The sequence below is a fragment of the Halobaculum marinum genome (assembly GCF_029338555.1).
GTDB classification, from domain to species: Archaea; Halobacteriota; Halobacteria; order Halobacteriales; family Haloferacaceae; genus Halobaculum; species Halobaculum marinum.
Window position 1 is genome coordinate 75,804 of sequence record NZ_CP119990.1, and the last position, 25,517, is coordinate 101,320.

Sequence of the window (25,517 nt, forward strand, 5' to 3'; positions counted from 1 at the left end):
GTTTCGACTACCCAATATAATTCATTCGAAATTACTGAACGTTCAGCTAGTGAATAACCGCAAGACGGCGGAACATCACCTATCGGGAAAGTTGCCAGTGAGTGGGAGAATTATCAACTATCAGGAGATACTTTGTCCAGCGGGAAGACTGGCAACCGACGGGAAACTGCGAGTGTCGTCTACGGGCCGAGCGGGACCTCGTTCGGCGTCGCGAAGATCGTTCACCGCGACCGACGACTGACGATCCAAGAGGCCTACGCGCTATTTTTGACGTCGTGCGTTCCGGATGTCAGGTCGACCACAGTGTGGCCGTGTTTCACCGACGCAGTAGTAGCGGCTCTGCGTAGTCACGCTCCTCTGCGATGTTCTTCGACAGCTCCAGCCGGACTACTCCAACTCCGCTCGCGACCCACGTATCAGGGCGACGTTGCCCGGGACGTCGTGCACGACGCGCTCGGTGACCGCGCCGTAGGGTATCTTCGCGCCGTCAGCACGCCCCGAGAGCCCGACACAGACCGTGTCGTACTCGCTGGCCGCCTCGACGACGGCACGCCCGACGTCGTCGTCGACGACGACCTGCGTGTCGTACTCGCTCGGGTCGAGCCCGGCTGCCTCGGCGGCGTCGGCGATCACTGCTCGCCCGCGTTCCTCGGCGTCGAAGTCGTGCTCGTGTCGTGGCGTCTGGACGTTCAGCAGTGTCGGAACGGTATCGTCGACGCTCGCGAACTCGACAGCCTGGTGTGCGACGACGGGCGCGTTCGCCCCCGGCGCGACGAACGCCACCGGCACCCCGATGGTGTCGGATTCGAGGTTGACGAGCGAGATGTCACATCTGCACTGGCGGACCACCGGGTCGACGACTGGTCCGAAGACGTGGTCGTCGCCGTCGTCGAGCGTTCCATCCCAACCGAGGATGACCTCGTCCGCCGCCTCCTCCTCGATGACGTCGAGTATCGCCTCGCCGACGTTGGAGGCGACCACCGCTCTGGTACGGAGGGTGACGTCCATCTTCGTCGCGATGTCGTGGGCGTTCTCCAGGAGGGTCCGCTGGTGGTCCGCGCGGTCGGCTTCGAGGTTCACGAGCGCCGAGGGGTTGTCGACCGGTGTGACGTTGACCGCGACGACCTCTGGCGTCCCACGGTCCTCGTTTGTGTGTGCACTCGCAGCCGCGAGTTGGAGCAACCCCCGCTGTGTCGCGGGGTTCGCCACCGGCACGACAACGCGGAACGGTTCGGCCGGGGGCCCGTAGATCGCCTCTCTCAGGAGTCCTTCGCTCACGACGCGTCCTCGGGTGTACGTGAGGTACCAGGCGACGCCGAAGGCGACGATACCCGTCCCGATGACGACGACGACGGTCGCCATCTGCGAGACGACGACGACCGACGAGACGACTCCCAGAATCGGGACAGCAGGGTAGAGGGGTTTCGGGAGCGTGAACGAGGGGTCGTAGTCCTCCGGGTCAGCACGCCGGAAGACGACGAGCGAGACGTGGACGAGCGAGTAGGCGACGAGGAAGCTGAAGCTCGCGGCCTCCGCGAGCAGTGCGATGATCGTGTCCACCTGCAAGCCGGCGAGGATCAGTAGCGTCGTCACGCCGCCGGTGGCCGCGATCGCTCGATGGGGTGTGTAGAAGCGCGGGTGGTTCACGTTGAACCAGTCGGTCACCACGCCGTCTCTGCCCATGGCGTAGATGACTCGCGAGGCCGCGAGGATCGAGGAGTTCGAACTGGATATCGCCGCGATGATGGCCGCGAAGACGATGGCGACCACCCCCGCCGGACCGAGGTAGACGACGGCGACGTCCGAGACAGGAATCGGCGAGTCGCCCAGCGACTCGAAGGGGACAACGCCGGTGCTGACGAGCATGACGAGGACGTACAGGAGCGTCACCAGCACCACCGAGAGGATCATCGACAGTGGGATGACCCGACTCGGGTTCTTGATCTCGCCGGCGACGGTGGCGATGATCTCGAATCCCAGAAACGAGATGAAGACGATGCCGGTCGTGGCGACGATCCCAGCCGGACCGAAGGGGGCGAACGGCTCGAGGTTCCCGGGGTCGATGAAGAACACGCCGACCGCGACGAACACGAGGATGATTGCGGTCTCGGTGCCGATGGTGACGTTCTGGAAGGCGCTCGACTCCTCAGTCCCGTAGTAGTTGACGCCGAGGAGGAGCGCCAGCCCGACGAGCCCCAGCGCGACGATGAAGATCCGGCCGTCGAGAAACGGAATCGGCTCGACGAGGTACTGGCCGAAGCCGATCATGTAGAACGCGCTCGCGAACATCAGCCCCGTCCACATCCCCCAGCCGACGATGGCACCGAACAGCCCACCGAGGGCGCGGTTGACGTAGTGGTAGCTCCCGCCCGCGATCGGCATCCCCGTCGCCAGTTCGGACAGCGAGAGTGCCGCGAGTAACGCGACGAATCCGGCGAGCGCGTAGGAGATCGAACTCGCGGGGCCGGCGGTCTCGGCGGCGATGCCCGGGAGGATGAAGATGCCTGCACCAATCATCGTGCCGCCGCCGAGCGTCATCGCCTCGACGAAGCCGAGCGTTCGCTCGAGTTCGCCGCTTTGCCCGCTCATCGATCCCGCCCCCCACGCCCGATCGGTGGTGTCACTCGACGTTCCTCACGATGAGCGCCGGCACGTCGAGCGCGTCGACGATAGTCGACAGCCGGTCACCGATGATCCGTTCGCGCAGTGAGGGTTCGGTCTCGCCGAGGACGACGAGGTCGTACGTCGCTCCGAGGTCGACGATATCCGCCACCGGGTCACTGTCCTGTGAGACCTGCCAGTCGACTCGGTCGCGGTCGACACCGTACTCGGCCAGCCGGTCGACGGCACCCATGAGCAGGAGTTCTCCCTGACTCGGGTCGGTATCCTCCCCGACCGAGTGGAACAGCGTGACCGTCTCGTCGCCCGCCAGCAGTAGGTCGGCGACGACCCCGAGGATCCGGTCGAGGTTCACATCTCCCCGGAGGGGGACGAGCACGCGACCAGTGCCAGCCGAACGACCGGTCGTCAGCACTGTGCTGCTGTCGTACTCGTCTGCGATCCGGTCGATGGTGGCCTCGCGGTCGTGGGTGAAGACGAGCACGTCGTCGACGGCACCGTACTGGTCGGCGAGGGCGGCCAACTGGCCTGCAGCTTCGGAGCCGTGCTGGTCTCTGACCAGCGCCGGTTCGGCTTGGTCGGGGACTGGAAAGTACCCAAGGAGGACGACCTCGACGGCACCGAGCTCTTCGAGGACGTCGAGCTCGGGCGGCGCTGGCTCCGAGACGTCGAACGGGACGAGGATTGTTAGCTCGCCGATACGAACCATGCTGGATCCACAATCCACGTCAGATCGTTTCAATGCTTCGCGCAGTGGGTCGTCACCGCCGAGGGCGCCGCGTTTTGAACGAGGACGTCGCCGTCAACCGACCAACACGACGACGACTGCGACCGCCCGCTCACCCGGGTGGCGGCGTTGCGAGCGCGTCCACACTCCCCAGCCGCCGCCGATCCGACAGTCATCCGCGGTGTCGAACTGGTCGAGCTCCGCCGCCGCTTCGGGGTCGACGACGTGCGTCTCCCGAGGCACCTGTGTGTCCTCGACTTCGGACAGCACGTCGACTCGCCGTCGGTGCCCGGTCCCGGTTAGCAGGATCACGTACCATACTGTGGTCGTCGAGGAGGTTCGAGTCCTGGAGCACGCTGCTCTCGTCGGTCACTCGTCTTCGCTGAAATGGCGGCAGAAGGGCCTGTTAACGGAAGTGCTCGTCAGTCGTCGGCCGGCGTCAGCAGATGCGAGCGCCGTTCGACTTCGTTGCTCGCCACTGCTCCGATCGCGTCGGCGTTCACGAACAACAGCCCGGCGATGCCGACACGCATGAGCAGATCGATGTAGAGGTTCACGGAGGTGTTGACGAACTCGCCGAGTACGCCGAATAGGGCACAGACTGCGTACACGATCAGCATCGCCATGAGGAACAACACGAGGTTCCGGCACTTCCAGTGGAGCAGTCGTCGGTCGGCGGCCATCGATTCGGCGGCGCGCCAGATGGGGCGCACGAACAGTGCGGCGACGACGAACCAACCGACGATCACCACCGCTGCAGCAGCGAGTGCCCCCGTCTCTCCGACGTAGCCGGCGTACGGGAGTTCGAACGCGACTCGTTGGATCGTCACGATGATCGCGGCGGCACCGATCAGTCGGACGGATGCGCCCGCCAACGCGGCGGTGATCGCGTACACCCCAGCGTACGCGATCACGTCGTCGACGAGGTTCGGGAGGTCGAGCGTCCCGCCGGCGAACTCCACGGTGACGCCCAGCCCCATCAGCACGTACGCGACCGTCGACACGCCGATGATCGCCGTGGCAGCGCCGCCGATTCGGCGTGCCGGCCCCTCGAGCGAGCGGAGGCGGACGAGCAGCACCGCGAACACCGCTGCGTACGCAAGCGCCGCACCGAAGTACATCGTCGAGTCGGCGATCATCGTGCCCCTCCATCGGTCGCGACGGCACCTGCCTCACCGGGTGCGGTCGCGGCTCCGGTTGGCCCTGTAGCACGCGTCTCGAAGCTCTCGAGTTCCTCCTGCAGTTCCGCGGTCGCGTCCGTCAGCTGTTCCATCCGCGACTGCATCTCGCTGAGTGTCTCGGCGTTGGTCTCGGCGTCCTCGGCGACAGCGAGGCCACGTTCGGCGACGGACCGAGCGCGTCCGGCCACCGAGTCGATGGTCGCGGTCACCTCCTCGGTCGTCGCCGCGGTGTCGTCCGTCGCCCTCGCGATCTCGGTGACGGAGTCGTCGACCTTCGCGGCGATCGCGTCGAGGTCGACGAACGTCTCGCCGCTGGCTTTCGCGGTCTCGATCCCGTCTCGAAGACGTTCGCGTGCCGTCTCCAGTTCCGCAGTCACGTCGTCGACGTCGGCTTGCGTCTGCGACACCGCCGTCGTGATCGCTTCGGACTGTGACCGTGTCTCTTCGGCCAACGTCTTGACCTCGTTGGCGACGACGGCGAACCCGTCACCGTCCGCCCCCGACCGGGCGGCTTCGATGTTCGCGTTCAACGCAAGCATGTTGGTCTGCTCGGCGATCTCGTCGATGAGTTCGGTCGACTCACCGACCTCGCTCATCCGTTCGTTCAACGACCCGACGACGGCCGAGAGCTCGTCGAATGCGGATTCCAACTCGATCATCTCGTCGATGGTGTCGGTGGCCTGCTGGCTCCCCGACTCACTCAACGACGCCGCCTCGGCGCTTTGCCCGGCGACGGACTCCGCCGTCGCGGCGATCTCTTCGACGGCGGCCGACAGGTCGGCGGCTTCCGCGCTGGCCGACTCAAGTTCGTCAGCCTGTTCAAGGATCTCTTCGGCGTACTCCCGGAGGTCGTCGGCGAACTCGTACTGCGTCGACTCGACGGCAGTTGCGTCCTCGTGGAGCGACTCGCCGACGGTGTCGACCTCGGCGGCGAACTGTCGGATCCCACGAATCGTCTCCGAGAGCTCGACCGTCATCTCGGTGTAGGCGGTACCGATCGCGTCCATCGCCTCGATGTCCGTCTGCGTCGGCACGTCTGCGACGAACACGCCGTCGGAGACGTCGTCCATCGCGTCTGCGAACGTCGCGGCGTGGTCGAGCAGTTCCTCGTTCAACCGCTCGGACTCCTCGCGGGCGTTGACGGCTCGAGCTTCCGCAGCCTCCGACTCCTCGAAGGCGTCCCGCAGCGAAATCCGCATCTCTTCGAACGCGTCGGCCAGTTCACCGAACTCGTCGTTCCGCTGTGACGACACGTCGACGTGTTCGTACTCACCGCGACCGATCGCCGACGCGGCGGCGATCAATCGACGGAGTTCGACGCCGACGTTGCCGCCGATGACGATACCGACGACGCCGATGTTGAGCGTCATGACGAGTAGCGTACCGACGAGCGCTCCCAGGCCGTTCGATCCCGTCGTCGTCACGTACACGGCGAATGTCGCGCCGAATCCCAACGTCACGACGACTGCACCCACCAGCGCGACCGCGATTCGCCGTGTGTACTTCCTTGTAACTCGTTGAAAAGGTCTCATTTGCTTCGACCGGGATGACCCCACCATTTAACGATAACTAGCTGGGTTTCAATACTGAGAACAGAAAAAGGCGTGGACGAGACCGCCGTGCTCAGTTCGCACGTCCTCGCCGACGCGACCCGGCTACGTCGTGAGGTCGCTGCTGTCGCGACGTGAGCGGCGTGTGAAGGACGGCGAGTGGAACTCTCCTGTCAAATGCTACCGAGCGACTGTACAGTGCGGTCCCACTCACGACGCCGACGACACTGTCGCTGCGTACGTGTGTTGCAAAGAGTGGGACGCTCCGTCGGTTATTGGCGGCCGGCTCCCGTTCGGATTTGGAACACTCGTGACCGTGGGACCCAGTTCGACCCGTCCCCGCCAGTGATCTTCACCCACCCCGAGTAGATCTCCACCGCGACGCCGTCGAGTCCGTACTCGTCGCCGCGTTCGCTCTCGTACGTCACCGTGGCGTTCTGGATACGCTCGATCGGTTCGTCCATGCGAGTGGGGTCGGCGTCCCGCTTTGAAATAGCTATGCGAGGGCGTGCGGATACCGGGCCAGCGATCTCACGCACTCGGCGCGGGCCCTCTTCAGCGTCGCGAGCAGGAGCGTGCCGAACCCCCATCCACCGTGACCACCTCCGCATCGCAGACCGATGGCGTTTACAGGTGATTGACCATTCGCGCTACTATATGGCAGACTCGCCCTCCACCGAGGAACTGCGCCGCATCAGGTACCTCCTCCTCTGGCTGATTCTCGTCGTCGCCGCGAACGGGGTGTACGCGCCGGGCGAGTACGGGGGACTGACCGAGGTCGGCTACCTCGTGCTCGTCGTCCCCCTGTTCGTCGTCCCGTTGTACTTCGTCGTGAAGGTGGTCGACGTCGCGACGACCACGACGCCCAGCGACGACTCCTGAGTCGGTGCGCTCGCGGTCACGGGATCACTCATCGTCGGCCTCACCCACCCGAGGACCTGTCCGACGACGGTCTGTGATGGACTGGACGATATCCCGATTGCTGGTGGCGACGTGGGGAGTGAACTGAGACGTGTCGGTCAGGGTCGGGTGATCCGGTGATCAGCCTTCATTCCAACCACTGGTGGCGCGGATGCACTAGGTCCCACTCCTCCAACTCCGCGTTCTGCAGGTACTCGCCCTTCCCGACGTCGCCCGTCGTCTCCGTGCGCTCTTCGTCGAGATTGTCGACGCCGTGCGCGTCGAACCCGACCTCGACGACACCCCGCCAGATGTGGTCCCAGAAGACGGCCGTCTCGCAGTCGTCGCGCAGGCCGAGTAGCTCGAACTGTCCCTCGTCGGCGGCGTCGAGGTGCTTCACCATCAGAATCGCCTCGTTCGCCGAGCGGTGCTCCGCGATGGTCCAGGCCAGCTCCCCGCGAACGTGTGTGAACGTCCCGTCGCTCCTGTTCGACATCGTCTGTGGTGGTGGGCGCCGGGCTAATAGGGGCGAGCCATGGGCGGAGTGGAAGTGAAAGTAGTCGAGAGATATGCTATTCACCCTAGATGTTTATCAGGCCATATCTAGTAGACCGAAATGCCGGCAAGACGATACCGCCGGCACACGGTGACTGTGGGCCTTGATCGATATGGAAGGGGAGAGACTCGACGAACAGGTGTACGACTAAGTCAGCCACAAAGGAGGTGAGCACATGGCTCCAGATACTGCGATTGACCTGGTTCAATCGGCGTTCATCCTCATCGTTGGAGGGTGGGTGCTGATGACCCTGATCGTGAACCTTCCCTGAAGGTCCACGCCTTGCGGTTTTTTACCACAACTCCTCAGCCTCAGCGTCCAACTGCGTCCCCGCGTACTGTAGGTAGTCGTTCGCGCTCGAGAGGTCCGCGTGACCCATCGTCTGCCGGATGTACTGCGGCGTCGCCCCTCGAGCCGCGATCAACGTCCCGTAGGTGTGCCGCAGGACGTGCGGCGAGATCTTCTTGCGGATTTCCGTCGACGCCGCGACGCCCTTTACCCGATTCGTCACCGTCTGCCGCGTCGCCCCGTACTCGGCGTGGTACCCGAAGTAGTCGCGGAGTCGCCGAAGCGTCCCCGGCTGCTTGATCGGGATGCTCCGCGCCGCGTGGTCGGTCTTCGGCGACCAGTCGCCCTCGCGGGCGGGCACGCGGAGCCGTTCGTTCTGCCAGTCGACCCAGTCGTCGGTCATGTGCGCCAGCTCGTCGGCGCGCATCCCGGTGTGGGCAAGCGTGTAGATCGTCACCTGATGGGTGAGGTCGCGCTCGTCGGCGGCCTCGAGCAGGTCGGCCAGTTCGTCTTCCCTGAGGGGTTCGCGTTTCCACTCCATCTGTGTCTGCAAACCCGTTTGACAGCAAAGACCTAGAACGTGGGGTAGGGGCGGGGGTATCGCGGCGCGATTTTACAGACGTGTACCTCTGTAAAATCGATGTGACCTCATTGTGAGTCTGAGAACTGTTTGTCGGTGGCTGAAATGCCACAAGGACGGCAACTCGGTAGATAATTGCTTCAGAACCATTTCTGACAATCTCGTACAAAGGTATATTAAATAGAATACTTGAGCAGAGTTTGGCGATAAGAGTGTCAAATATTTGGTTCAGAAACTACGGTTCGCCTTCGCCTGCTCGTGTTGTTCATCGGGATGGTGGTCTCTTTGTGGACACAGCAGACATCAAAGGCGAGATTGCGCTCCTTGGTGCGACGCCGGAGGAATTGAATATCTCTAGGGTCGGGATGAGTGCCGACGTTCAACTTACACCGGAATCTTTCAGAGAATCGCTAGGTTCCGGTCCCCACTATTTGACTGCGGACATCAATCGCGTGATTGATACAAAGTTTCCAGATTGCACCCCTGGAACAGAGGAGAAGCGTGCTAAGAACCAGCAATATGACGTAGTTAGTTTGGATGAAATCAAGCACCAAGACGGACCTGTGACGGTAGAAGCTTGGGTAAACGTTGTAGGAGTGTTTAACACAGGATATATTCAGCAAAAACTCTGGATCGGTGACAGAGAAACCTCTGAATTCCCTCTTGTAATTAATCAAAAATACGACGGGTATCTTGTTAGAGATGAGAACAAGTACCGGTTTGAAAATGTGATGCCGAATTATAATGAAGAGAAGTTAGAGCTCCAGTTGATCGGAAATGGCTATACTACGATCTCGCATATCACAACAAAGCGAGGTAGCTCAAAGCCAAAATGGCGATGGATGCCCAGATAACTCAGGAGCTTAAATACGGGGTATAAATACTCTATCGGTTGTCCGCACCTCAATGCTACAGGTTTATTTGGAGGTGATAATTTCCAATCACAGTGAAGTATCCCTATGGACTGTCTGAGAGCGAAGTTGTAGAGACGTATGAACGGAGTATTGGCTCAGATTGGCTCCAAAGAAACTTGGACAAAATTGTTCTGTCACTGAAGTATAATGAAACAGAGCCACATGCCTATACGTACGGCGTTGAAGGGATGGTAATTCATCGCATCTCAGAAAGTGTGTTCCAAGTAACTTCGTCTGGACATGTTGGTAGTACGATTAGAGTCAACCGTGAGGGTGTAACGACGGTTGCCGACAGTCTCCTATCGGACCGGAAGGAGATCCCGAAGTGGATCATCACTAATATCGACTCAGAGTCTGAGTTGCCAAGTTTCGTCCCATCTGATGTAGAATTGGGGCCAACGGTCCGATGCCAAGATTGTGGGGAAGAGGCCAGGGCTGACAAAGTGTATACTCAGGGCGATGATGGTCCAATATGTGATGGCTGCTGGGAGTGGCCGTTCGGCCCTAAGAATCGTTGAGAATCATTAGGATAGAGCGGCTAGCACTGAGCAAATCTGAATAATAGTAGATCTGACACATCGATTTTTACAGGGGAACTTCAACTGACAAACATGAGACATTGCGATGGATGTGGTGAAACTATTCTGAATGGTGAATGCAAGGGTTGTGGTACGGAGATTGAGTCAGTGGATCCATTTGTTGAGCGATTAAACGAGAGAAGAACATCCGACCGTGCTCAATGTCCGAAGTGCGTGAACAGAATGTACTCAAATATCAGCGGACCAGGGGAACGGGTATCTGCTCAGATGCGCGATCTCGTGACCGAACCGATTCAAATGGGACGGAAGTGTCCGAGTTGTGGACACACAGAATAGAATTCGAATAGCTCAGGAGATGCTTCTGACAGGAACCTTCGCCTGTTCGTCCCACTCCTCGTGACCCGACGGGCCCCAACCCACTGACTCCCCCACCAGGTCCCGCACCGACCGCGCGTGCATCCGTCACACGTCGACCGGCGTGTCGCCGTCGAATAGCACGAACGCGACCCACGTCGTCCCCAAGTCGCCCGCGAACCGTGGCGCGACAAGCAACCGGAGCTGTCGCCGCCACAGCCGGAACCGTCCCTCGGCCGGGTACTCGTCACCCACCTGCTTGTGCACGGAGTTCATCTCGATCTTCGTCGACGAGCTTCTCCGCGAGGACGTGGTCCTCCCCGCGACTCGCCTCGTCGATCCGCCGCAACTCCGAGCGCGGGAGGTCGCCGATCTCCTTCACCGTCCCCCCGACCGTCGCGAACGCCGCGCGGTCGTAGACCCCAATCGCTGATCCACAGCACACCGGTCAGTGTCAGTCCGACCACACGCTCATAGGCACGTAGCACGACTCGATCAGCATGGGTGACGAACGTGTGTCCCGACGCCGGCTCCTCGCAGCGGTTGCCCTCTCTGGCACGATAGCAGGCTGTACAGGCACCTTCCAGAGCGGGTCCGGTGCGGCCCCATCGAGTGACGGGGCATCGGCCGGCCAAGCGACCTCAGCGGACGCGTCTGGCTCGGCCACCAGCGTCGAGGTCACGGAGGCGGTGACCGGCATCTCAACTCCGTGGGGACTCGCCTTCCTCCCGGACGAGTCTGGGCTCTTGATCACCGAACAGGACGGGAACCTGCTACTGGCGGACGTGGAGTCCGACGAGCAGACAGAACTCGAAGGCGTCCCGGAGGTCTATGCTCGCGGTCAGGGTGGGCTCCTGGACGTGACGCTGCACCCCGACTTCGACGCGAACGGATTCGTCTACCTCACCTACTCCGTCGCGGGCGACGGCGGCTCGACCACACGAGTCGGTCGCGGCCGACTCGAACGCGACGAGGGTCGACTCGCCGACTTCGAACCGATCTACACCGCCCGGCCGTTCGTCGAGTCGACCGGCCACTTCGGCTCGCGAGCGGTCTTCGATCCCGAGGGGTATCTGTACGTGAGCGTCGGCGACCGGCAGTTCAAGAACTTCGGCCCGGACCACGTCGCACAGCAGTTGGACAACGACCTCGGGTCGGTGCTGCGACTCAACGACGACGGGTCTATCCCCGACTCGAACCCGTTCGTCGACGACCCAGACGCCTCGGACGCCGTGTTCACCTACGGCAACCGGAACCCGCAGGGGCTCACAGTCCACCCCGAGACTGGTGCGGTGTGGGAGACGGAGTACGGCGAGCGCGACGGCGACGAGATCAACATCCTCGAAGCGGGAGCGAACTACGGTTGGCCCGTCGCGGACAACTCCTGTGAGTACGGCAGCAGCGACGCGGTCGGCGTCCCACACGAAGAGCGCGACGACGTCGTCGCACCCGTCTACGGCTGGCCCTGTGGGAGCGGCGGCTTCCCCCCGAGTGGGACCACCTTCTACGACGGCGACGCGTTCCCCGACTGGCGCGGCGACCTGTTCGTCGCCGGCACGGCGAAGCAGTACCTCGCGCACTTCACGGTCGACGGCCGGACTGTGACGGAGGTGTCGCCGCTGCTGGCCGATCGCGGTCAGCGGCTCCGTGACGTGACGGTGTCGCCCGTCTCGGGCCACCTCTACGTGGCGGTGGATGCCGACGACGCGCCGATCTACCGGATCGAACCTGGCCAATAACGTCGGCTGGGTCTGTTGAAGTCCTCAACACCTGATAGGTGTCGGGTGCTGAATAGAGAGCGCAAGTCGGCTACTGTTGAGCCACCATCGGCGGTAGCACCCAGTGGTAGATACAGGGGACTTGTCTATCAAGGCAAATTATAAATTCTATTATTTTGTCAGTGTTCGTTGCCAGTTTCAGCATTTATATACCGGTGGCTCGGATAAGCATTATATGATGAGTGATGCTCTGGGTGAATTTAATTGACGGAGAAGGTGTTCCCGACGGTGTTCGGGAAACTGGAGGCAGCCGTGCTTCTGTTTTCGGAAGATGGAGCCCCGAGGGAATGCAATCCAGCGACCGAACAGCTACTGGGCTACAGCCAGACGGAATTGTCCCACACATCGCTGGCCGATCTGATCGCACCACAGGCCGAAGTCGGCGAGGCGCAGGTCTACGACTACATCAACAGTGCCGCCAGTGGCGAGACGCAGACGTTCGAGTGGAAGATCCAGCGCGCCAACGGTGAACCTCGATGGGTACAGGTAACCCTCTCTTCTATCTCACTGGACGGCGGCCAGTACGTGCTCGGAGAGTTCCAAGATCTGACGGCACACAAAGCCCGAGGACGACGCCTTCAGTTGCTCTACCGAGTACTGCGTCACAACCTTCGTAACGATATGAACGTTATCCTGGGATACGCCGACGACCTCCAGGAGGCGGTCGAAGACGCTGACATCGAGCGCCAACTCGATATTGTCAAAAGAACTGCCCAGAAAGTCGGGGGCTTGAGCGATTCGGTGGCAGATCTGGAGCGGCTCATCGAGAAGGACGCCTCGGAACGCCACCGAATGAACGTCGTCGAGATCGTCCGGACGGTCGTCGCCGAAGTAGAAGACAAGTCCCCCGAGACAAGCATCGAAGTAAGCAGCGAGATGGAGGAGACGTATGTCAGCGTTGACGAGGGATTCAAAATTGCGCTGGAACACGTCATAGTCAACGGCATCGAACACAACGACACCGACGACCCCCACGTAACCATCAGTCAGGACGTCTCCGATCACGGCGTTGTCATCAGGGTCGCTGATAATGGCCCCGGCATCCCCGAGATGGAGATTAATGCGCTAGAGAATGGACCCACACCCCTTGAGCATGGTAGCGGACTGGGGCTGTCGATCATTCAATGGTGTACTCGCTCGCTTGGCGGTGACATCGATATCGATACTCACGAAGACACCGGAACCACCGTGTCGATCCACCTCCCTCGCCTCGTCCGATAGATATGCAGCACCTTCCTATCGGCTAATTCAGCCATTCGTCGATGAATCCAAGAACAGTGATTTGCTGACTACACCCTCTGAATCTTGCACGTTGGTTCTGTCAGCTCCAGAGGATTTCAACAGAGCCTTTGCAGTCTGTTCCTATTCCCAGGAGAACCCCTGAGGGGCAGTCGGTGGTGTGAGTGGACTCGACGGGAGGTCAGTGCTCGGCTCTGGGTCGTTATACGCCTTCGGAGCCACGTCGTTCGGTGCGCTCGGATAGAACAGCGACGCAATCGCGTGGATGTGTTGGCGACCGACGTCTAGTTCGAACTGGCCGCCACCGAACATCTGTATCTCGTGTTCGCAACAGTAGTCAACCGTGTCGAAGAGCGACTGGACTGACCCGAACCGCGACGGTTTGATGTTGAGCCACTCAGGTTCCCACGGTAGGTCCTTCACCGTCTCAACCCCACGAATCGGGTAATCCCATGTGACACGAGCCTCCTCTCCTTCGAACAGTGGTTGTGTCTGTTCGTTCAGTTCTGGATCCTCGATGAGCGCCTCAGGGAAGCCTTCAATGACCTGTTTGTACAGCTCCGGATCAGCTGGTTGGTCGACCGTCGTCCCATGGTACTGGCCCTTCAGGTCGAGCGTCTGAACTGCATCGGTCGCCGCAAGGCGTTCGATGACCTCTTCGCTCCACTCAGAAGTTGGATCGAGTTTGAACTCCAACTCAGGGTTTCGGTTGAGCCAATCGATGATTCGATCCCCAGTTGGTGGCTCCTCCAAACGCGTGCTCACAACGAACCGGACCGGCTCGTACGTACGCCCTAGTTGCTCGGCGAGGTTCGTATCGGCCTGTTTGAGTGCAAGATCCAACGCAGCGCTCTCGAATGCCCACTGCCGATAATTGTGGAAAATTGACTGCCCCGGTTCGTCACCGAAGAAGAAATCAATCTCAGAGAGCTGGTTCGAGAACTCGCTGAGAGTGTATTCGCCCGTGATGGGAAATTCCGCGCCGGCGTCGTGAAGTGTGTCGTGTGCCTCGTTGTCGTATGTGACGTCCTCGCCACGTCCAGTACTCCCATTGCCGTGTAACGAGACGATAGTCGTTGCTCGGGTGAAACCACTAGACGTGTCTCGTTCGAGTTGTTCGAGACTATAGTCCTCAATCCGGAGTTCGAGATCGGCGACGTGGTCGTACAGCATTGTCTATTTTTTACGAGAGAGGGAAGTAAAGGTAGTGGAGACACCGGTCGAACTAGGTAACATCCGTGTCACTGCGTGTGCGATTCTCTGGAGCCAGTCAATCACGGGACCTTGATGTAGCGATACCCCTCGTCTTGTAGTCTGGTCAGCACACCGACTGACGTCGGGGCTGTCTCAGCTGCGTCATGAATATCGTCGATTGTTAATCCTGCTGCCTGCATCGATTTTTCGCACGCGATGAACTGAACGTCGCCTTTGGATAGCTCAGCGATATCCTCGGCGTACGTGGAGTCCGCTCGAACGAGGTCGATACCAGAGGCGTTTGCCACGACTGCAACGGCATCGATCTCCACGGAGTCGTCGTCGAAGATTCCTCCGGCATACCGAATCGTTGCGTCCTGAATGTCGTCGTCTCCATCTGCGAGGTGGAAGACAGTCTTCATACCGCATTCGTCAGTGGGGTGTCGGTAAGTGTTTTCGACGCCGCACAATTGGAAGGTGGAGGCTGGGATATCAGAGCCGCCAATGTGGACTGAGGATAGGTCGGTCGTAGCGCAGCTAGTTGAAGAAAGGGACAGGGTTTCCGGCGAAACACTGATCTTCTGTCTCTTGCTAACGGATGTATGCCCATCGAAGACGCCGACGGGCTCCGTCGGATTCTTGGATACAATCGCGTCGCCGTAGTCGGGGCGTCGACATCCTACGAGAAGTCAGCGCACATCGTGCCAGCATATCTTCAGCGCCACGGATATGAACTTCGTCCGGTCAACCCAACCGCCGACGAGATATTCGGCATCCAAGCGTACGACTCCCTGGCCGACGTTATCGACCCGATTGACATTGTCGAGATTTTTCGGCCGGGCGATGAGGTTCCTGGAATCGTCGAACAGGCTCTCGATCGAGACGACGTGAAGGCAATCTGGATACAACCCGGAATCCGAAACGATGAGGCGGTTCAAAAAGCGGAAGCAAACGGAATTGAAGTCGTCCAAGACCGGTGTATGAAGGTCGAACACGGACAACTGATTCGTCATCCTATGGACTGAGTCGTGGAAGGACTGACTTGCGCCCTGAATTCAGCACGACCGTAGAAACCTCACCGAATGCTGTCAGGAGCGGCGTGCAAGACTTAGAGGGTGTATGCAGCAGCGACATTCGGATTATCTACTCAATTCATGCTGAACTGGCCCGCTCGGTGGGGTTGCGTACCTTGCGGTTGGATCGCAAGGGACGGGTGATGGGTCGTCGGTATCGGTTGTGGACTCTCCGACGGACGTTCAGCCACCCGAATAAGCGCGTCGTACTGTAAAATCACTCTCAATAACTAACCGTGGGTGGCTCCCATGTCGATGTGTACCATGCCACTCTATATGGACGTTCATAGGGACGTCGATGCAAGCGTTGAGGATGTTGTAGAAGCTCACAAAAAGGATCTCGAAACCCAGGAGAAACACGGCGTGAAATACTTGAGATATTGGGTGGATGAAGACAAGGGAGCCGTCTTTTGCCTTTTTGAGGGGCCCAGCAAAGAAGCGGGTGAGAAAGTCCACAAAGAAGCCCACGGGCTCACTGCAGACGAGATCTTCGAAGTCGAACAGGGCGAGTGAATCAGGCCTCTCGAAACACCTACGTTTGACAACCCCCAAGAATTCCCTCTGTCTCTACGAACCAGCTCTGCTGAGGTTCCTTCGATAGATTGGGCGGTCTGTATGCTACCTATATTGGGCACTCAGTGTATGCCAACACCAGTAACTTCCCGATGCTGACTATGCGTTCTGTAATCAGCACGGCCTCAGCAAATCATCAGCAGCCAAGGGTTTCAACAGAGCCCGTCGGCTGTAGATCGCTCCGGATCCGTTTTCTAACGGCGGTTGTCCGAGATCGACTTCTGTGGAGTCGGTATCCCGTTTTCAAATAGCTATGCGGGGTGTGGATGTGGCGTCGAGAGTCCTCTCGGACCCAGGCTTAAACTTCCACACCGAACCGGCTCCGGATCTGCTTCCTCAACGTCTTTGCCGGTCCGGGCACAAAGAGGGATATGGAGTACGACTTCACACGCTCGGTGGTCCCACTCGTCGCGATCGTCGCCATCGCGGCGGTCGCGCTCACGTCCGTGATGACTCCGTCGACGGTCTTCATGATGGTCCTGCCCTCGATGATCATCTTCTCGATCGTCGCGTACTTCTTCGGGATGAAACACGGCGAGTTCCGCGCCAGTCCCTGACGGCTCACCTCGCTCGCCGACGCCCGCGGAGTCGCGGCCCACGCTTGACCCGAGTAGCTTGCCCGCTTCGCGACCCACGGCGAGGCGTTCACCCCTCCGACACGGGGGTCCCCGCCGGATAGACAGACCAACGGAGACGGCTATCTCGACTCGACTGCGGCGCTCCTCTCAGCCGATGGTGACCACGGCCGTCCCGCGCTTGTGGCCGGTGTCGACGTAGCGATGGGCGTCGGCGATCTCAGCCATCGGATACCGTCGCCCGATCACCGCGCGGATATCTCCGGCGTCGAGGAGCTCGGTGAGTTCTCGCAGCGCCGGCTTCCGTACTTCTGTTGGCTTCATCCCCGTCGCCGCGAAGACGGCCCGCTTGTCACCCACCAGTCTCGTTCGAGCCATGTCGACGAGGACCCGTGCCGACGGGACGGTCGTCAGGTACAGTCCGCCCGGGCGCAGCGCCTGCTCGAACTGCCCGAACGACCCCTTGCCAACGGCGTCGAAGATCACGTCGTACCGCTCACCCGTCCTGGCGGCGTCGGTAGTCGTGTAGTCGACGACGGCGTCAGCCCCGAGCGACCGGACGAGGTCGACGTTCTGCGTGCTGCAGACGCCGGTGACCTCGGCGCCGATGTGGTGCGCGAGTTGGACGGCGAACGTCCCGATCCCGCCCGAGGCGCCGTTGACGAGGATGGACTGTCCGGGTTTGAGGTCGGCCACGTCTCGGAGGAACAGGATCGCCGTGACGCCGTTGTCGGCGACGGCGGCGGCTTCGGCGTCGCTCACACCCGTCGGCGTGCGTTCGAGGATGCCGTCTTCGGGGACGCAGACGTACTCGGCGTGAGCGCCCGACTCGGGTGCCGTCGACCCGAACACCCGGTCGCCGACGGCGAACTGCGTGACGTCCCGCCCGACGTCTGCGACCTCCCCGGCGAACGCGTCGCCCGGGATCGACGTGGGTCGCCGCAGGCCGCTGAAGAAGCGAACGGGGAACGGTCGCCCCTCGCGCATGGCCGAGTTGGCCGGACCGACTGTGGACGCCCGAACGTGGACAAGGACCTCGTCGGGTTCCGGGGTGGGTTTCGGCGCCGAGTAGAGTCCGAGCACCTCCGGACCGCCGTACTTGGTAGCCGCTACGGCTTTCATTCTCGTGTCGGTCTCGGTCGTCCGCTCGGTGGCAGTCGTCGGCATTCCGACATCGAAGTACGACGGCGAACGTCCTAAGCTGAGTGCTTGAGAGACTGGCTCCCCGACTCGGCAGCGGTCGGACTGATAGGGATCGAGAGGGTGTCAGCGGGCGGACCACCCACGGGAGCAGTGCAGAGCGTCTAGCGACAGCCGTCTGCCCGATCGTCCTCCAGCAGAGTGATAACGCACAGTAGCTTCAGTATCGCCACCGTCGACGGACTAGCTATGCTACGAAGTGTATTCACCGCGATCCTCGCCCCCATCGCCGTGGCTCCGGACGCCTCCGTGGCGTGGGGAGAGCGACTCGCACTCGACAATCCCGACGAGTGTGAACGTCGGTCGTGGGTGGTGCCCGGTGCGCGACTGGAGGCGGTGGTCTTCCTCGCGATGCTGTGGCGAAGCGACGCCTCGTACTCGGCGTTCAAGCGACTCTTGGGGATCGTCGGGCTCCTCGTGTTCCTGGCTCCCCGCGCGTACGTCGACCGTGGCGGCGGGCTCGCGTACGCTTCGGAGCCGACCCCTCAGTGGAAGCCGTGGGTGTACCGCGCGACCCGCCTGATCGGCGTAGTGTACCTGCTCGTCGGGGCCAACGAGTTGCGCCGCGGGGAGTGACTCCCGTCGTCGATTGACCCCACGATCCGAACGTGGGTTATCGTGGAAAATTCAGCGCCGACGTTCGATGTACCAGCCCGAGGGCGGTGGTGGTCTTCACTCGTACTGCCTGCGGCGGCGGCGCCGAGTTCCTCGTCCTCGTCCGCCACGACTCGGTGACTTCGTCGAGGATACCCTCCCCCACGGGATAAGAAGCAGACGGCGCCGAATCTGACGGAGTGCGTCCAATGGAAACTGCTTGCAGCTACTGCTACGGGTTCACTCGAGTAGCGACCGTGCCCGTTGCACGTAGCTGTTCGCGTCCCAACTGCGAGCGGAACTGATCGCGGCCAGCACTGCCCGTGCGTCTGTCGCCGGCACCCATCCGTTCCGAACGAACACTGAGAGTAACGTCGGCGTCGTCACTAGGCGCGTATCGACGAGCGACGCATGGATCAGTCCAAGCCTATTGAACTCGTCACACAGTAGCAGGTCGGCATCCTCCTCGTTTGCAAGCGTCACAGCTGCATTCTCACCGTCGTCGAGCGGGAACTCGGCATCAAGTTCGACTACCCTGGTCGAGAATGCCTCCATTCGTTCGAGTACCCGACTCGCAGCACGCCCGTGATCGTCGTCGTAGGACGCGACCTCTTGGAGTTCGTCGACGACAACGTCTGGGGCAAGAATCGAGTACTCGTCGAGCGCAACCGCTAGTGGATCAACGTCGAGATCGGCGGCGATACCGAGACTCACGAGTGCAGACGTATCGGCGACCACCCGCGCCATCTATACGTCCGCGACCTCGTCGACGAAGTCATCGCTGAGCTGCTGTTTCAACACACGAAGATTCGCCGCCTCCTCAGCACCGACCAGAGACTTGAGCTGCTCGAACGAGATCTCGTCGTCGTAGTACGCATCGGCGATCTCCTGGAGAAGCGCATCATCGTGCGTGGCGTCTTGGAGATATTCCCGAAGCGCGGTCACCAAGATATCCGTCCGGTCTTCACCGAGAACCGTCGCGAGTGCGTCTGTCCGGTCGATGAGCCGGTCAGGGGCCCGAAATTGGACGCGTTTCTTCTCGGTGCTCATGATGTGTACAGTGTGAGCCACGCTATTTAGCCATTGCCGTGTGTACACTGTGAGCCCACCAGGTGCGTTGAGCGTGGCACTGTCATCTCATACGATACTCGACAATCTCTCCCCTTCCCCTCTCTCGCGCTCTCTCCCCTTCCCCTCTCGTGTCCTCCGCCCTGATCGCTCGGTACGCTCGTCTTTCGCACCGGAAAGACGGCCGTACGTCGGGCCAGAACGTCTGCGAGACGCGTCAGCGACCCTGAAAACACGCTTATATCTCGTGGGCGTCCGTACGACAGTAGGTATCGAGTACCATGTTCAGATCCCAACGGTCCTCGTCTGACGTGACGACCCGGATCGACTGTGAGAACACCGGCGGCTACTCCGTCAAGCCCGGTCTCTTCGGCTACGAGTACTGCCCGTTCTGTGGGCACGACGTCGCCGAGGGTGAGAGCCACCGCGTGACGCTCGCCGCGCCGCCCTGACGGAGGCTCGCCGACCGCCCGTCTGAATAACCGAGTAACACCGTGCTACGGACTAGTACGCCCGGAACGACCGAGCTTACTCGGAGAGCGCTGTCCAGCGACGAACTCATAACAATCCGACCGGTTTGCGACTTGGCCGTGTGGCACAAGATCAGTTCCACGGCCGTATCGGCCGCACGTACGACGAATCGGAGCCGTGGTGGCCCGAACAGACCCGAGCCCCAGATGACGCCCCCAACGTCCTCACCATCGTCCTCGACGACGTGGGGTTCGGACAGTTGGGTTGTTACGGCGGCCTGATCGACACGCCGAACATCGACAGCCTCGCCGAGGAAGGCCTCCGCTACAACAGTTTCCAGACGACAGCGCTGTGCTCGCCGACTCGGTCGTGTCTGATGACTGGGCGCAACCACCACTCGAACGCGATGGCGGGCATCGCCGAGATCTCCACCGGCTTCCCGGGGTACAACGGACACATCCCCCACGAGAACGGGATGCTCTCGGAGATCCTCGCCGAGGAGGGGTACAGCACCTATCACACCGGCAAGTGGCACCTGACCCCCGCCGAGGCGACGAGCGCGGCCGGCCCGTACGACCAGTGGCCGCTCGGACGCGGATTCGAACGCTTCTACGGCTTCCTCGGCGGCGACACCGACCAGTACACGCCCGCGTTGATCCACGACAACCACCAGGTGGACCCACCGGCGACCGCCGAGGAGGGGTACCACCTGACCGAAGACCTCGCACAACGAACCATCGAGTTCATCGGCGACACCAAACAGGTCGACCCCGACAAGCCGTTCTTCACGTACTTCTGCCCCGGTGCGTGTCACGCACCCCACCAAGTCCCGGCTGAGTGGGCAGACAAGTACGCCGGCGAGTTCGACATGGGGTGGGACGAGGCTCGCGAGCAGATCCTCGCGCACCAGAAGGAACTCGGCATCGTCCCCGAGGACACCGACCTCTCGCCGCGCAACCCCGACGTGCGCGAGTGGGACTCCCTCTCAGAAGACGAACAGCGCCTGTACGCGCGGATGATGGAGGTGTTCGCGGGGTTCCTCGAACACACGGACGCCCAGATCGGAAAGGTCCTCGACTACCTCGAAGAGATCGGCGAACTCGACGACACGCTCGTCGTCGTCGTTTCCGACAACGGTGCCAGCGCCGAGGGTGGCCCGGACGGCTCGATCGACGAGAACCACTTCTTCAACAACGTCCCCGAGTCCTTGGAGGATAATCTGGAGGCGATGGACGAGTTGGGCGGTCCCGACTACTTCAACCACTATCCGTGGGGCTGGACGTGGGCCGGCGACACGCCGTTCCAGCGCTGGAAGCGCGAGACGTACCGCGGCGGCACGTCCGACCCGCTCGTCGTCTCGTGGCCCGAGGGGATCGAGGCGCGGGGGGAGATCCGCGAGCAGTTCGTCCACGCCATCGACCTCGTGCCGACGGTGTTGGAGTGCATCGGGATCGACCCGCCCGAGGAGATCGGCGGCGTCACGCAGTCTCCCATCGAAGGAACGAGCTTCGCGTACTCGTTCGAGAACGCCGACGCACCCGAACTCCACACCACCCAGTACTTCGAGATGCTCGGCACCCGCGCCATCTACCACGACGGCTGGCGCGCGGTCCACCCGTGGCCGCTCGGGACGCCGATGACCGCCGAAGACCTGTCGGCGACCTCGCTCGAAGACTCCGGCTGGGAGCTGTACAACCTCCGGGAGGACTTCTCGGAGGCACACGACGTGGCGAGTGAACATCCGGAGAAGGTGCTCGAACTCGCGCAGTTGTGGTGGGCGGAGGCTGGCAAGCACAACGTCCTCCCGCTCGATGGTCGAGGGGTCGAACGCCTTGCAGAGGAGCGGCCCGAACCGGGTCGGCCGCGTGACCAGTACGTGTACTACCCGGGCGGGCAGTACATCCCCGAGAACGCAGCGGTCCGGGTGTTGAACCGGGACCACAGCATTACGGCGGATCTGTCCATCCCGGTCGGCGGCGTCGAGGGGACGATCCTCTCGCACGGGTCGAAGTCGGGCGGCTACTCGCTGTACGTGCTGGACAACCACCTTCGGTACGTCCACAACTACGTCGGCAAGGAGGAGTTCGAGGTCGTCGCCGACGAACCGCTCCCCGAAGGCGAACTGCAGGTTCGCATGGAGTTCGAGACGACCGGCGAGCCGAACCTCGACGAAGGGCTCGGCACGCCGGGGGTCGTCCGTCTGTTCCACGGCGACGACCAGGTCGCAGAGGGTGAGATCCCCAAGACGATCCCGATCACGATGGGACTGGCCGCCGGACTCAGTTGCGGCCGCGACGCACTCAACGCGACGACCGACGTGTACCGCGACCGCACGCCGTTCGAGTTCACCGGCGACATCACCCGCGTCACCGTCGACGTGAGCGGCGACACCGTCGTCCACCCAGAGGCGGCGATGGAGCAAATCGTCACGCGCGAATGAGGCTGATGAGATGAGACGCACCAACCGGCGGATGCGACGGCAGGCCCGACGCGAGGGCACCGGCCGCCCGACGCGCTACCGGATGCGCGAGCGACTGGTCTCCATCGGCGACGACTTCGACATCGAGGACGCGGACGGCAACCGCGCGTTCCACGTCGACGCCAAGGCACTCAGGCTCCGCGACACCATCGTCCTCAAGGACGTGTCGGGGGGTGAGCTGTACCGGATTCGCGAGCGCGTCGTCAGACTGCGCGAGACGATGTCCATCGAGCGCGGCCGGAGACGGGTCGCGACGATCCAGAAGGCGTTCATCACCCCACTGCGCGACCGGTTCACCGTCGACATGGCGGACGGGTCATCGTGGACGGTTACGGGGAACATCGTCGACCACGAGTACACGATAGCGCAGGGCGGCCAGCCGATCGCCACCGTCTCGAAGCGGTGGTTCCGCGTGCGCGACACCTACGGGGTCGAGGTCCAACCGACGGTCGACCACGCGCTCGTGCTCGCCGTCGTCACGGCCATCGACACGATCTGATCACTAGCGATCCACTCGGTCAGACGGACCGCCGTCGGCGACTGTCGCGGCGTCGCTCGACGAGGTCGCCGCCCCCGACCGCTCGTGTCGGTGGTACGCACCGTATCCGAGGCGGACGAGGGAACCCAGTCCGAGTGCGAGCACGAGCGCGTCGACGGCAGCACCCACGACGGGGAGTTGGACGACGAGCCAGACGAGCACGACGCCGACGAACAGGTCCAGCCAGCGATTCTCGGGGAGTTCGATCTCTGCGTCGAGGCGTCGAGTACCGCGAGCGACCGTCGACACGGCCCAGGCGCCGACGGCGTACCGGCCGTACACCGACCCGACCCAACTCGCGACCGCGAGCAGCGCGGCGCCCGCGAGTGCCAGCGGCAGGCCGAACACGCTCAACGCGAGGACGAGCAATATCGTCGGCGTCACGATCAGGACGGCGAACCCCGCGAGGGCGACGGGCCCCGGGTGCGTCACCACGGCGTCCGCCACGTCGGCGGAGAAGCGGGGGAGGAGCAACAGCAGGAGGCCGCCGAGCAGCATCGTCACGACGAGTCGGTAGGCGTCGAACAGCGACACGCGGAGCCCCCCGATCTGTGCCGGGAGGGCCTCGACGGCGGGTGCGACGACGGCGGTGGCGGTACCCGGCCCCGCGAATGGCGTCTGGGCCGGGATGGCCGCGAGGCGTAGCGGATTGGGGACGAAGACCGCGGCTGAAGTGTTCTCCGTGGGGACGCCGCTCCCGGGTGACTCACCGGCGCCGACGCGCCCGTCGACGCTGGTGACGACCGCGGTCGTGCGGAGGCCGCCGTCGACTCGCGCGTCGGGCGACACCGCGACGAACCCGCCGACAGCGTCGACGTCTCCGCCGACGCGGCCGGTGAGGCTAGTGTTCACCACTACGGCGTCGACGTCCCCGCTCACCGCGCCGTCGACGGTCGTCGCACCGCCGATCGTCCGGAGGTCGCCGTCGACGACGCCGTCGACCTCGACCCGTCCGGCCACTGCGGTGACGTCGCCCGTCACTCGCCCGCGGACGGTCACCTGACCCGCGAGGGCGGTCACGTCACCATCGACCGTGCCGAGGATAACGACCGAGGCGGCGACAGTCGTCAGATCGCCGTCGAGCGTCTCACCCGCGGCGACGGTGACCTGTGGCTGGACCCGGGTGTCTGCCGACACGACGCCGGGGAACGCCGCGAGCACGAGGAACGCGACGACGAGCGCCACGGCCACCCGTCTGGTCCGTGTGTGGCCGAGCGGATGCACGTGGTCTTGTCGGGTGGCTGTCCGGTTAGCTATGATCGCGTTATTCGCCGGTACTGTCGCGTTGTCTCGACCGTCCAGAGCCGAGCGGCGTGGGAGTACGCAAGCGCACACGACCGGCCAGGGGGCGGCGGAGTTCGGGGTGAGTCGACGGCGCCGGACGACTAGGCCGCGCCGAGCCGACCTTCCACTCCGACTAACAATGCGCCCGCACCGCCAGGTACGACGCGACCACCCGTGGTGAGCGAGCGCGACACACAAGACGCAACACCCGAGACAGGAGTCGACGACCGGGAGCCACCGGACGACGGCATGGTCAGGATACCCGGCGGGACGTTCGCGATGGGATCCGAGGAGGCATACCCGGAGGAGGCGCCGGTCCGGGATGTCGCCGTCGACGGCTTCTGGATGGACGCGACCCACGTGACGAACGCGGCGTTCGCGGCGTTCGTGGACGACACGGGCTACACTACGATCGCCGAGCGCGACCCGGACCCCGACGACTACCCCGGCGTCGACCCGGCCGACCTCGTCGCGGGGTCGGCCGTGTTCCGCTCGCCGGACGCCCCCGTCAACCTCCGCGAACCGAGCGGCTGGTGGGAGTACGTTCCGGGCGCGGACTGGCGACACCCGCTCGGCCCCGACTCCGACCTCGACGGCCTGGCGGACCACCCCGTCGTCCACGTCGCGTACGAGGACGCCGAGCGCTACGCCGAGTGGGCTGGCAAGCGACTCCCGACGGAGGCCGAGTGGGAGCGCGCCGCGCGGGGCGGCCTCGACGGCGCTCGCTTCGTCTGGGGTGACGAGCACGCGCCCGACGGCGAACCGATGGGGAACACGTGGCAGGGGCAGTTCCCGTACGAGAACAAGACGCTGGACGGCTACCACCGAACCTCGCCCGTCGGTGCCTTCCCCGCCAACGAGTACGGACTGTACGACGTGGCCGGCAACGTGTGGGACTGGACTGCCGACTGGTACGGCGCCGGTGGCGACCGCGGCGGCGGGGCCGCCGGGGACGCGCCGGCGTGTTGTACGCCACGGAACCCCCGCGGCGTCACCGCTGCCGAGAGCGTCGACCCTCGCGACCCGACCGCCGTCCCGCGGAAGGTCCTCAAGGGTGGCTCGCACCTGTGCGCACCGAACTACTGCTTCCGATACCGTCCATCCGCCCGATACCCGGAACCGGTCGACACCTCGACGAGCCACGTGGGGTTCCGGTGTGTCGCGGGGGGTTGGGGACGCGACGCGTCTGCCGAGACGAGTCGGTGACGGCGGCGTCGATGGCCGACATGGCCGACTTGGTCGG

At 62.7% G+C, this 25,517-nt stretch carries 28 protein-coding genes; 12 read left to right on the forward strand and 16 right to left on the reverse strand.

What is annotated here, in order from left to right:
• Positions 1–387 precede the first annotated feature (387 nt).
• From P0R32_RS15695 to P0R32_RS15720, 6 genes are all read right to left on the reverse strand, one after another.
• The gene (locus P0R32_RS15695) at positions 388–2,589 is read right to left on the reverse strand and encodes an amino acid permease (protein ID WP_276239592.1); all 2,202 of its coding nucleotides are present in this window, start codon (positions 2,587–2,589) and stop codon (positions 388–390) included.
• Positions 2,590–2,620: 31 nt separating this feature from the next.
• Positions 2,621–3,328, reverse strand: a complete 708-nt coding sequence (locus tag P0R32_RS15700; protein ID WP_276239593.1) for a hypothetical protein — start codon at positions 3,326–3,328, stop codon at positions 2,621–2,623.
• Positions 3,329–3,421: 93 nt separating this feature from the next.
• Positions 3,422–3,616: a hypothetical protein gene (locus P0R32_RS15705; RefSeq protein ID WP_276239594.1), complete on the reverse strand. Its 195-nt coding sequence runs from the start codon at positions 3,614–3,616 to the stop codon at positions 3,422–3,424.
• Between the two features lie 152 nt (positions 3,617–3,768).
• Complete coding sequence (locus P0R32_RS15710) at positions 3,769–4,485, reverse strand: G protein-coupled receptor family protein (RefSeq protein WP_276239595.1); 717 nt, start codon at positions 4,483–4,485, stop codon at positions 3,769–3,771.
• Positions 4,482–6,002, reverse strand: coding sequence for a methyl-accepting chemotaxis protein (locus P0R32_RS15715; protein WP_276239596.1), 1,521 nt, complete (start codon positions 6,000–6,002; stop codon positions 4,482–4,484). The genes P0R32_RS15710 and P0R32_RS15715 overlap by 4 nt, the downstream gene beginning before the upstream one ends.
• Positions 6,003–6,349: 347 nt before the next feature.
• Entirely contained in the window at positions 6,350–6,541 is a 192-nt protein-coding gene (locus tag P0R32_RS15720; RefSeq protein WP_276239597.1) for a hypothetical protein, read from the reverse strand.
• A 193-nt stretch (positions 6,542–6,734) separates the two neighbouring features.
• Between P0R32_RS15720 and P0R32_RS15725 the strand changes: the two genes are divergently transcribed.
• Positions 6,735–6,959 carry a hypothetical protein gene (locus P0R32_RS15725; RefSeq protein WP_276239598.1) on the forward strand — a complete coding sequence of 75 codons (225 nt, stop codon included), beginning with the start codon at positions 6,735–6,737 and terminating at the stop codon, positions 6,957–6,959.
• Between the two features lie 166 nt (positions 6,960–7,125).
• Here the strand turns inward: P0R32_RS15725 and P0R32_RS15730 are convergent, their stop codons facing one another.
• Positions 7,126–7,473, reverse strand: coding sequence for a hypothetical protein (locus P0R32_RS15730; protein ID WP_276239599.1), 348 nt, complete (start codon positions 7,471–7,473; stop codon positions 7,126–7,128).
• Between the two features lie 352 nt (positions 7,474–7,825).
• The gene (locus P0R32_RS15735) at positions 7,826–8,362 is read right to left on the reverse strand and encodes a tyrosine-type recombinase/integrase (RefSeq protein ID WP_276239600.1); all 537 of its coding nucleotides are present in this window, start codon (positions 8,360–8,362) and stop codon (positions 7,826–7,828) included.
• A gap of 326 nt (positions 8,363–8,688) precedes the next feature.
• On the opposite strand from P0R32_RS15735, the gene P0R32_RS15740 reads away from it, so the two are divergent.
• Positions 8,689–9,255, forward strand: a complete 567-nt coding sequence (locus tag P0R32_RS15740) for a hypothetical protein (RefSeq protein ID WP_276239601.1) — start codon at positions 8,689–8,691, stop codon at positions 9,253–9,255.
• A 1,061-nt stretch (positions 9,256–10,316) separates the two neighbouring features.
• Here P0R32_RS15740 and P0R32_RS15745 read toward each other — a convergent pair.
• Both P0R32_RS15745 and P0R32_RS15750 read right to left on the reverse strand, forming a co-directional pair.
• Positions 10,317–10,484, reverse strand: coding sequence for a hypothetical protein (locus P0R32_RS15745; RefSeq protein ID WP_276239602.1), 168 nt, complete (start codon positions 10,482–10,484; stop codon positions 10,317–10,319).
• A complete protein-coding gene (locus P0R32_RS15750; RefSeq protein ID WP_276239603.1) occupies positions 10,456–10,590 on the reverse strand; it encodes a hypothetical protein in 135 nt (44 codons plus the stop codon). The genes P0R32_RS15745 and P0R32_RS15750 overlap by 29 nt, the downstream gene beginning before the upstream one ends.
• 133 nt (positions 10,591–10,723) lie before the next feature.
• On the opposite strand from P0R32_RS15750, the gene P0R32_RS15755 reads away from it, so the two are divergent.
• A complete protein-coding gene (locus P0R32_RS15755; RefSeq protein ID WP_390219638.1) occupies positions 10,724–11,947 on the forward strand; it encodes a PQQ-dependent sugar dehydrogenase in 1,224 nt (407 codons plus the stop codon).
• Positions 11,948–12,190: 243 nt separating this feature from the next.
• Entirely contained in the window at positions 12,191–13,207 is a 1,017-nt protein-coding gene (locus P0R32_RS15760) for a PAS domain-containing sensor histidine kinase (RefSeq protein WP_276239605.1), read from the forward strand.
• A 141-nt stretch (positions 13,208–13,348) separates the two neighbouring features.
• Here P0R32_RS15760 and P0R32_RS15765 read toward each other — a convergent pair whose 3' ends face one another.
• Together P0R32_RS15765 and P0R32_RS15770 are read right to left on the reverse strand one after the other, a co-directional pair.
• Positions 13,349–14,398, reverse strand: coding sequence for an enolase-like domain-containing protein (locus P0R32_RS15765; RefSeq protein WP_276239606.1), 1,050 nt, complete (start codon positions 14,396–14,398; stop codon positions 13,349–13,351).
• Positions 14,399–14,499: 101 nt separating this feature from the next.
• Positions 14,500–14,841 (reverse strand): DsrE family protein, encoded by a 342-nt coding sequence (locus tag P0R32_RS15770; RefSeq protein ID WP_152043053.1) that lies wholly within the window; start codon positions 14,839–14,841, stop codon positions 14,500–14,502.
• Positions 14,842–15,021: 180 nt separating this feature from the next.
• Between P0R32_RS15770 and P0R32_RS15775 the strand changes: the two genes are divergently transcribed.
• From P0R32_RS15775 to P0R32_RS15785, 3 genes are all read left to right on the forward strand, one after another.
• The gene (locus P0R32_RS15775; RefSeq protein WP_276239607.1) at positions 15,022–15,444 is read left to right on the forward strand and encodes a CoA-binding protein; all 423 of its coding nucleotides are present in this window, start codon (positions 15,022–15,024) and stop codon (positions 15,442–15,444) included.
• 312 nt (positions 15,445–15,756) lie between these two features.
• On the forward strand, positions 15,757–16,005 hold the full coding sequence (locus P0R32_RS15780) for a DUF4242 domain-containing protein (protein ID WP_276239608.1): 249 nt from the start codon (positions 15,757–15,759) through the stop codon (positions 16,003–16,005).
• 431 nt (positions 16,006–16,436) lie between these two features.
• Positions 16,437–16,622: a DUF7333 family protein gene (locus P0R32_RS15785; protein ID WP_276239609.1), complete on the forward strand. Its 186-nt coding sequence runs from the start codon at positions 16,437–16,439 to the stop codon at positions 16,620–16,622.
• 168 nt (positions 16,623–16,790) lie between these two features.
• Here P0R32_RS15785 and P0R32_RS15790 read toward each other — a convergent pair whose 3' ends face one another.
• Positions 16,791–17,627 carry an NAD(P)-dependent alcohol dehydrogenase gene (locus P0R32_RS15790; protein WP_276239610.1) on the reverse strand — a complete coding sequence of 279 codons (837 nt, stop codon included), beginning with the start codon at positions 17,625–17,627 and terminating at the stop codon, positions 16,791–16,793.
• Between the two features lie 402 nt (positions 17,628–18,029).
• Here P0R32_RS15790 and P0R32_RS15795 point away from each other — a divergent pair, with 402 nt between their 5' ends.
• Entirely contained in the window at positions 18,030–18,416 is a 387-nt protein-coding gene (locus P0R32_RS15795; protein WP_276239611.1) for a hypothetical protein, read from the forward strand.
• 258 nt (positions 18,417–18,674) lie between these two features.
• Here P0R32_RS15795 and P0R32_RS15800 read toward each other — a convergent pair whose 3' ends face one another.
• Entirely contained in the window at positions 18,675–19,181 is a 507-nt protein-coding gene (locus tag P0R32_RS15800) for a PIN domain-containing protein (protein ID WP_276239612.1), read from the reverse strand.
• Positions 19,182–19,484, reverse strand: coding sequence for a hypothetical protein (locus P0R32_RS15805; protein WP_276239613.1), 303 nt, complete (start codon positions 19,482–19,484; stop codon positions 19,182–19,184). It abuts the gene before it with no gap.
• A 329-nt stretch (positions 19,485–19,813) separates the two neighbouring features.
• Here P0R32_RS15805 and P0R32_RS15810 point away from each other — a divergent pair, with 329 nt between their 5' ends.
• The 3 genes from P0R32_RS15810 (at position 19,814) to P0R32_RS15820 (ending at position 22,951) form a co-directional block, all read left to right on the forward strand.
• A complete protein-coding gene (locus P0R32_RS15810) occupies positions 19,814–19,954 on the forward strand; it encodes a hypothetical protein (protein ID WP_276239614.1) in 141 nt (46 codons plus the stop codon).
• Between the two features lie 140 nt (positions 19,955–20,094).
• On the forward strand, positions 20,095–22,413 hold the full coding sequence (locus P0R32_RS15815) for an arylsulfatase (protein ID WP_276239615.1): 2,319 nt from the start codon (positions 20,095–20,097) through the stop codon (positions 22,411–22,413).
• Between the two features lie 31 nt (positions 22,414–22,444).
• On the forward strand, positions 22,445–22,951 hold the full coding sequence (locus tag P0R32_RS15820; RefSeq protein ID WP_276239616.1) for an LURP-one-related/scramblase family protein: 507 nt from the start codon (positions 22,445–22,447) through the stop codon (positions 22,949–22,951).
• Between the two features lie 3 nt (positions 22,952–22,954).
• Here P0R32_RS15820 and P0R32_RS15825 read toward each other — a convergent pair whose 3' ends face one another.
• A complete protein-coding gene (locus tag P0R32_RS15825; protein ID WP_276239617.1) occupies positions 22,955–24,214 on the reverse strand; it encodes a bactofilin family protein in 1,260 nt (419 codons plus the stop codon).
• 309 nt (positions 24,215–24,523) lie between these two features.
• On the opposite strand from P0R32_RS15825, the gene P0R32_RS15830 reads away from it, so the two are divergent.
• Positions 24,524–25,480, forward strand: coding sequence for a formylglycine-generating enzyme family protein (locus P0R32_RS15830; RefSeq protein ID WP_276239648.1), 957 nt, complete (start codon positions 24,524–24,526; stop codon positions 25,478–25,480).
• The last annotated feature ends 37 nt before the right edge of the window (positions 25,481–25,517 follow it).

What these genes read in the sequence shown, in the direction of transcription:
- P0R32_RS15735 (WP_276239600.1), bottom strand. Translation starts at nt 8,362, where the DNA reads ATGGAGTGGAAACGCGAACCCCTCAGGGAAGACGAACTGGCCGACCTG.
- P0R32_RS15695 (WP_276239592.1), bottom strand. Translation starts at nt 2,589, where the DNA reads ATGAGCGGGCAAAGCGGCGAACTCGAGCGAACGCTCGGCTTCGTCGAG.
- P0R32_RS15710 (WP_276239595.1), bottom strand. Translation starts at nt 4,485, where the DNA reads ATGATCGCCGACTCGACGATGTACTTCGGTGCGGCGCTTGCGTACGCA.
- P0R32_RS15775 (WP_276239607.1), top strand. Translation starts at nt 15,022, where the DNA reads ATGCCCATCGAAGACGCCGACGGGCTCCGTCGGATTCTTGGATACAAT.
- P0R32_RS15805 (WP_276239613.1), bottom strand. Translation starts at nt 19,484, where the DNA reads ATGAGCACCGAGAAGAAACGCGTCCAATTTCGGGCCCCTGACCGGCTC.
- P0R32_RS15765 (WP_276239606.1), bottom strand. Translation starts at nt 14,398, where the DNA reads ATGCTGTACGACCACGTCGCCGATCTCGAACTCCGGATTGAGGACTAT.
- P0R32_RS15770 (WP_152043053.1), bottom strand. Translation starts at nt 14,841, where the DNA reads ATGAAGACTGTCTTCCACCTCGCAGATGGAGACGACGACATTCAGGAC.
- P0R32_RS15795 (WP_276239611.1), top strand. Translation starts at nt 18,030, where the DNA reads ATGCTACGAAGTGTATTCACCGCGATCCTCGCCCCCATCGCCGTGGCT.
- P0R32_RS15785 (WP_276239609.1), top strand. Translation starts at nt 16,437, where the DNA reads ATGGAGTACGACTTCACACGCTCGGTGGTCCCACTCGTCGCGATCGTC.
- P0R32_RS15720 (WP_276239597.1), bottom strand. Translation starts at nt 6,541, where the DNA reads ATGGACGAACCGATCGAGCGTATCCAGAACGCCACGGTGACGTACGAG.
- P0R32_RS15830 (WP_276239648.1), top strand. Translation starts at nt 24,524, where the DNA reads ATGGTCAGGATACCCGGCGGGACGTTCGCGATGGGATCCGAGGAGGCA.
- P0R32_RS15820 (WP_276239616.1), top strand. Translation starts at nt 22,445, where the DNA reads ATGCGACGGCAGGCCCGACGCGAGGGCACCGGCCGCCCGACGCGCTAC.
- P0R32_RS15745 (WP_276239602.1), bottom strand. Translation starts at nt 10,484, where the DNA reads ATGAACTCCGTGCACAAGCAGGTGGGTGACGAGTACCCGGCCGAGGGA.
- P0R32_RS15730 (WP_276239599.1), bottom strand. Translation starts at nt 7,473, where the DNA reads ATGTCGAACAGGAGCGACGGGACGTTCACACACGTTCGCGGGGAGCTG.
- P0R32_RS15800 (WP_276239612.1), bottom strand. Translation starts at nt 19,181, where the DNA reads ATGGCGCGGGTGGTCGCCGATACGTCTGCACTCGTGAGTCTCGGTATC.
- P0R32_RS15790 (WP_276239610.1), bottom strand. Translation starts at nt 17,627, where the DNA reads ATGCGCGAGGGGCGACCGTTCCCCGTTCGCTTCTTCAGCGGCCTGCGG.
- P0R32_RS15725 (WP_276239598.1), top strand. Translation starts at nt 6,735, where the DNA reads ATGGCAGACTCGCCCTCCACCGAGGAACTGCGCCGCATCAGGTACCTC.
- P0R32_RS15700 (WP_276239593.1), bottom strand. Translation starts at nt 3,328, where the DNA reads ATGGTTCGTATCGGCGAGCTAACAATCCTCGTCCCGTTCGACGTCTCG.
- P0R32_RS15780 (WP_276239608.1), top strand. Translation starts at nt 15,757, where the DNA reads ATGCCACTCTATATGGACGTTCATAGGGACGTCGATGCAAGCGTTGAG.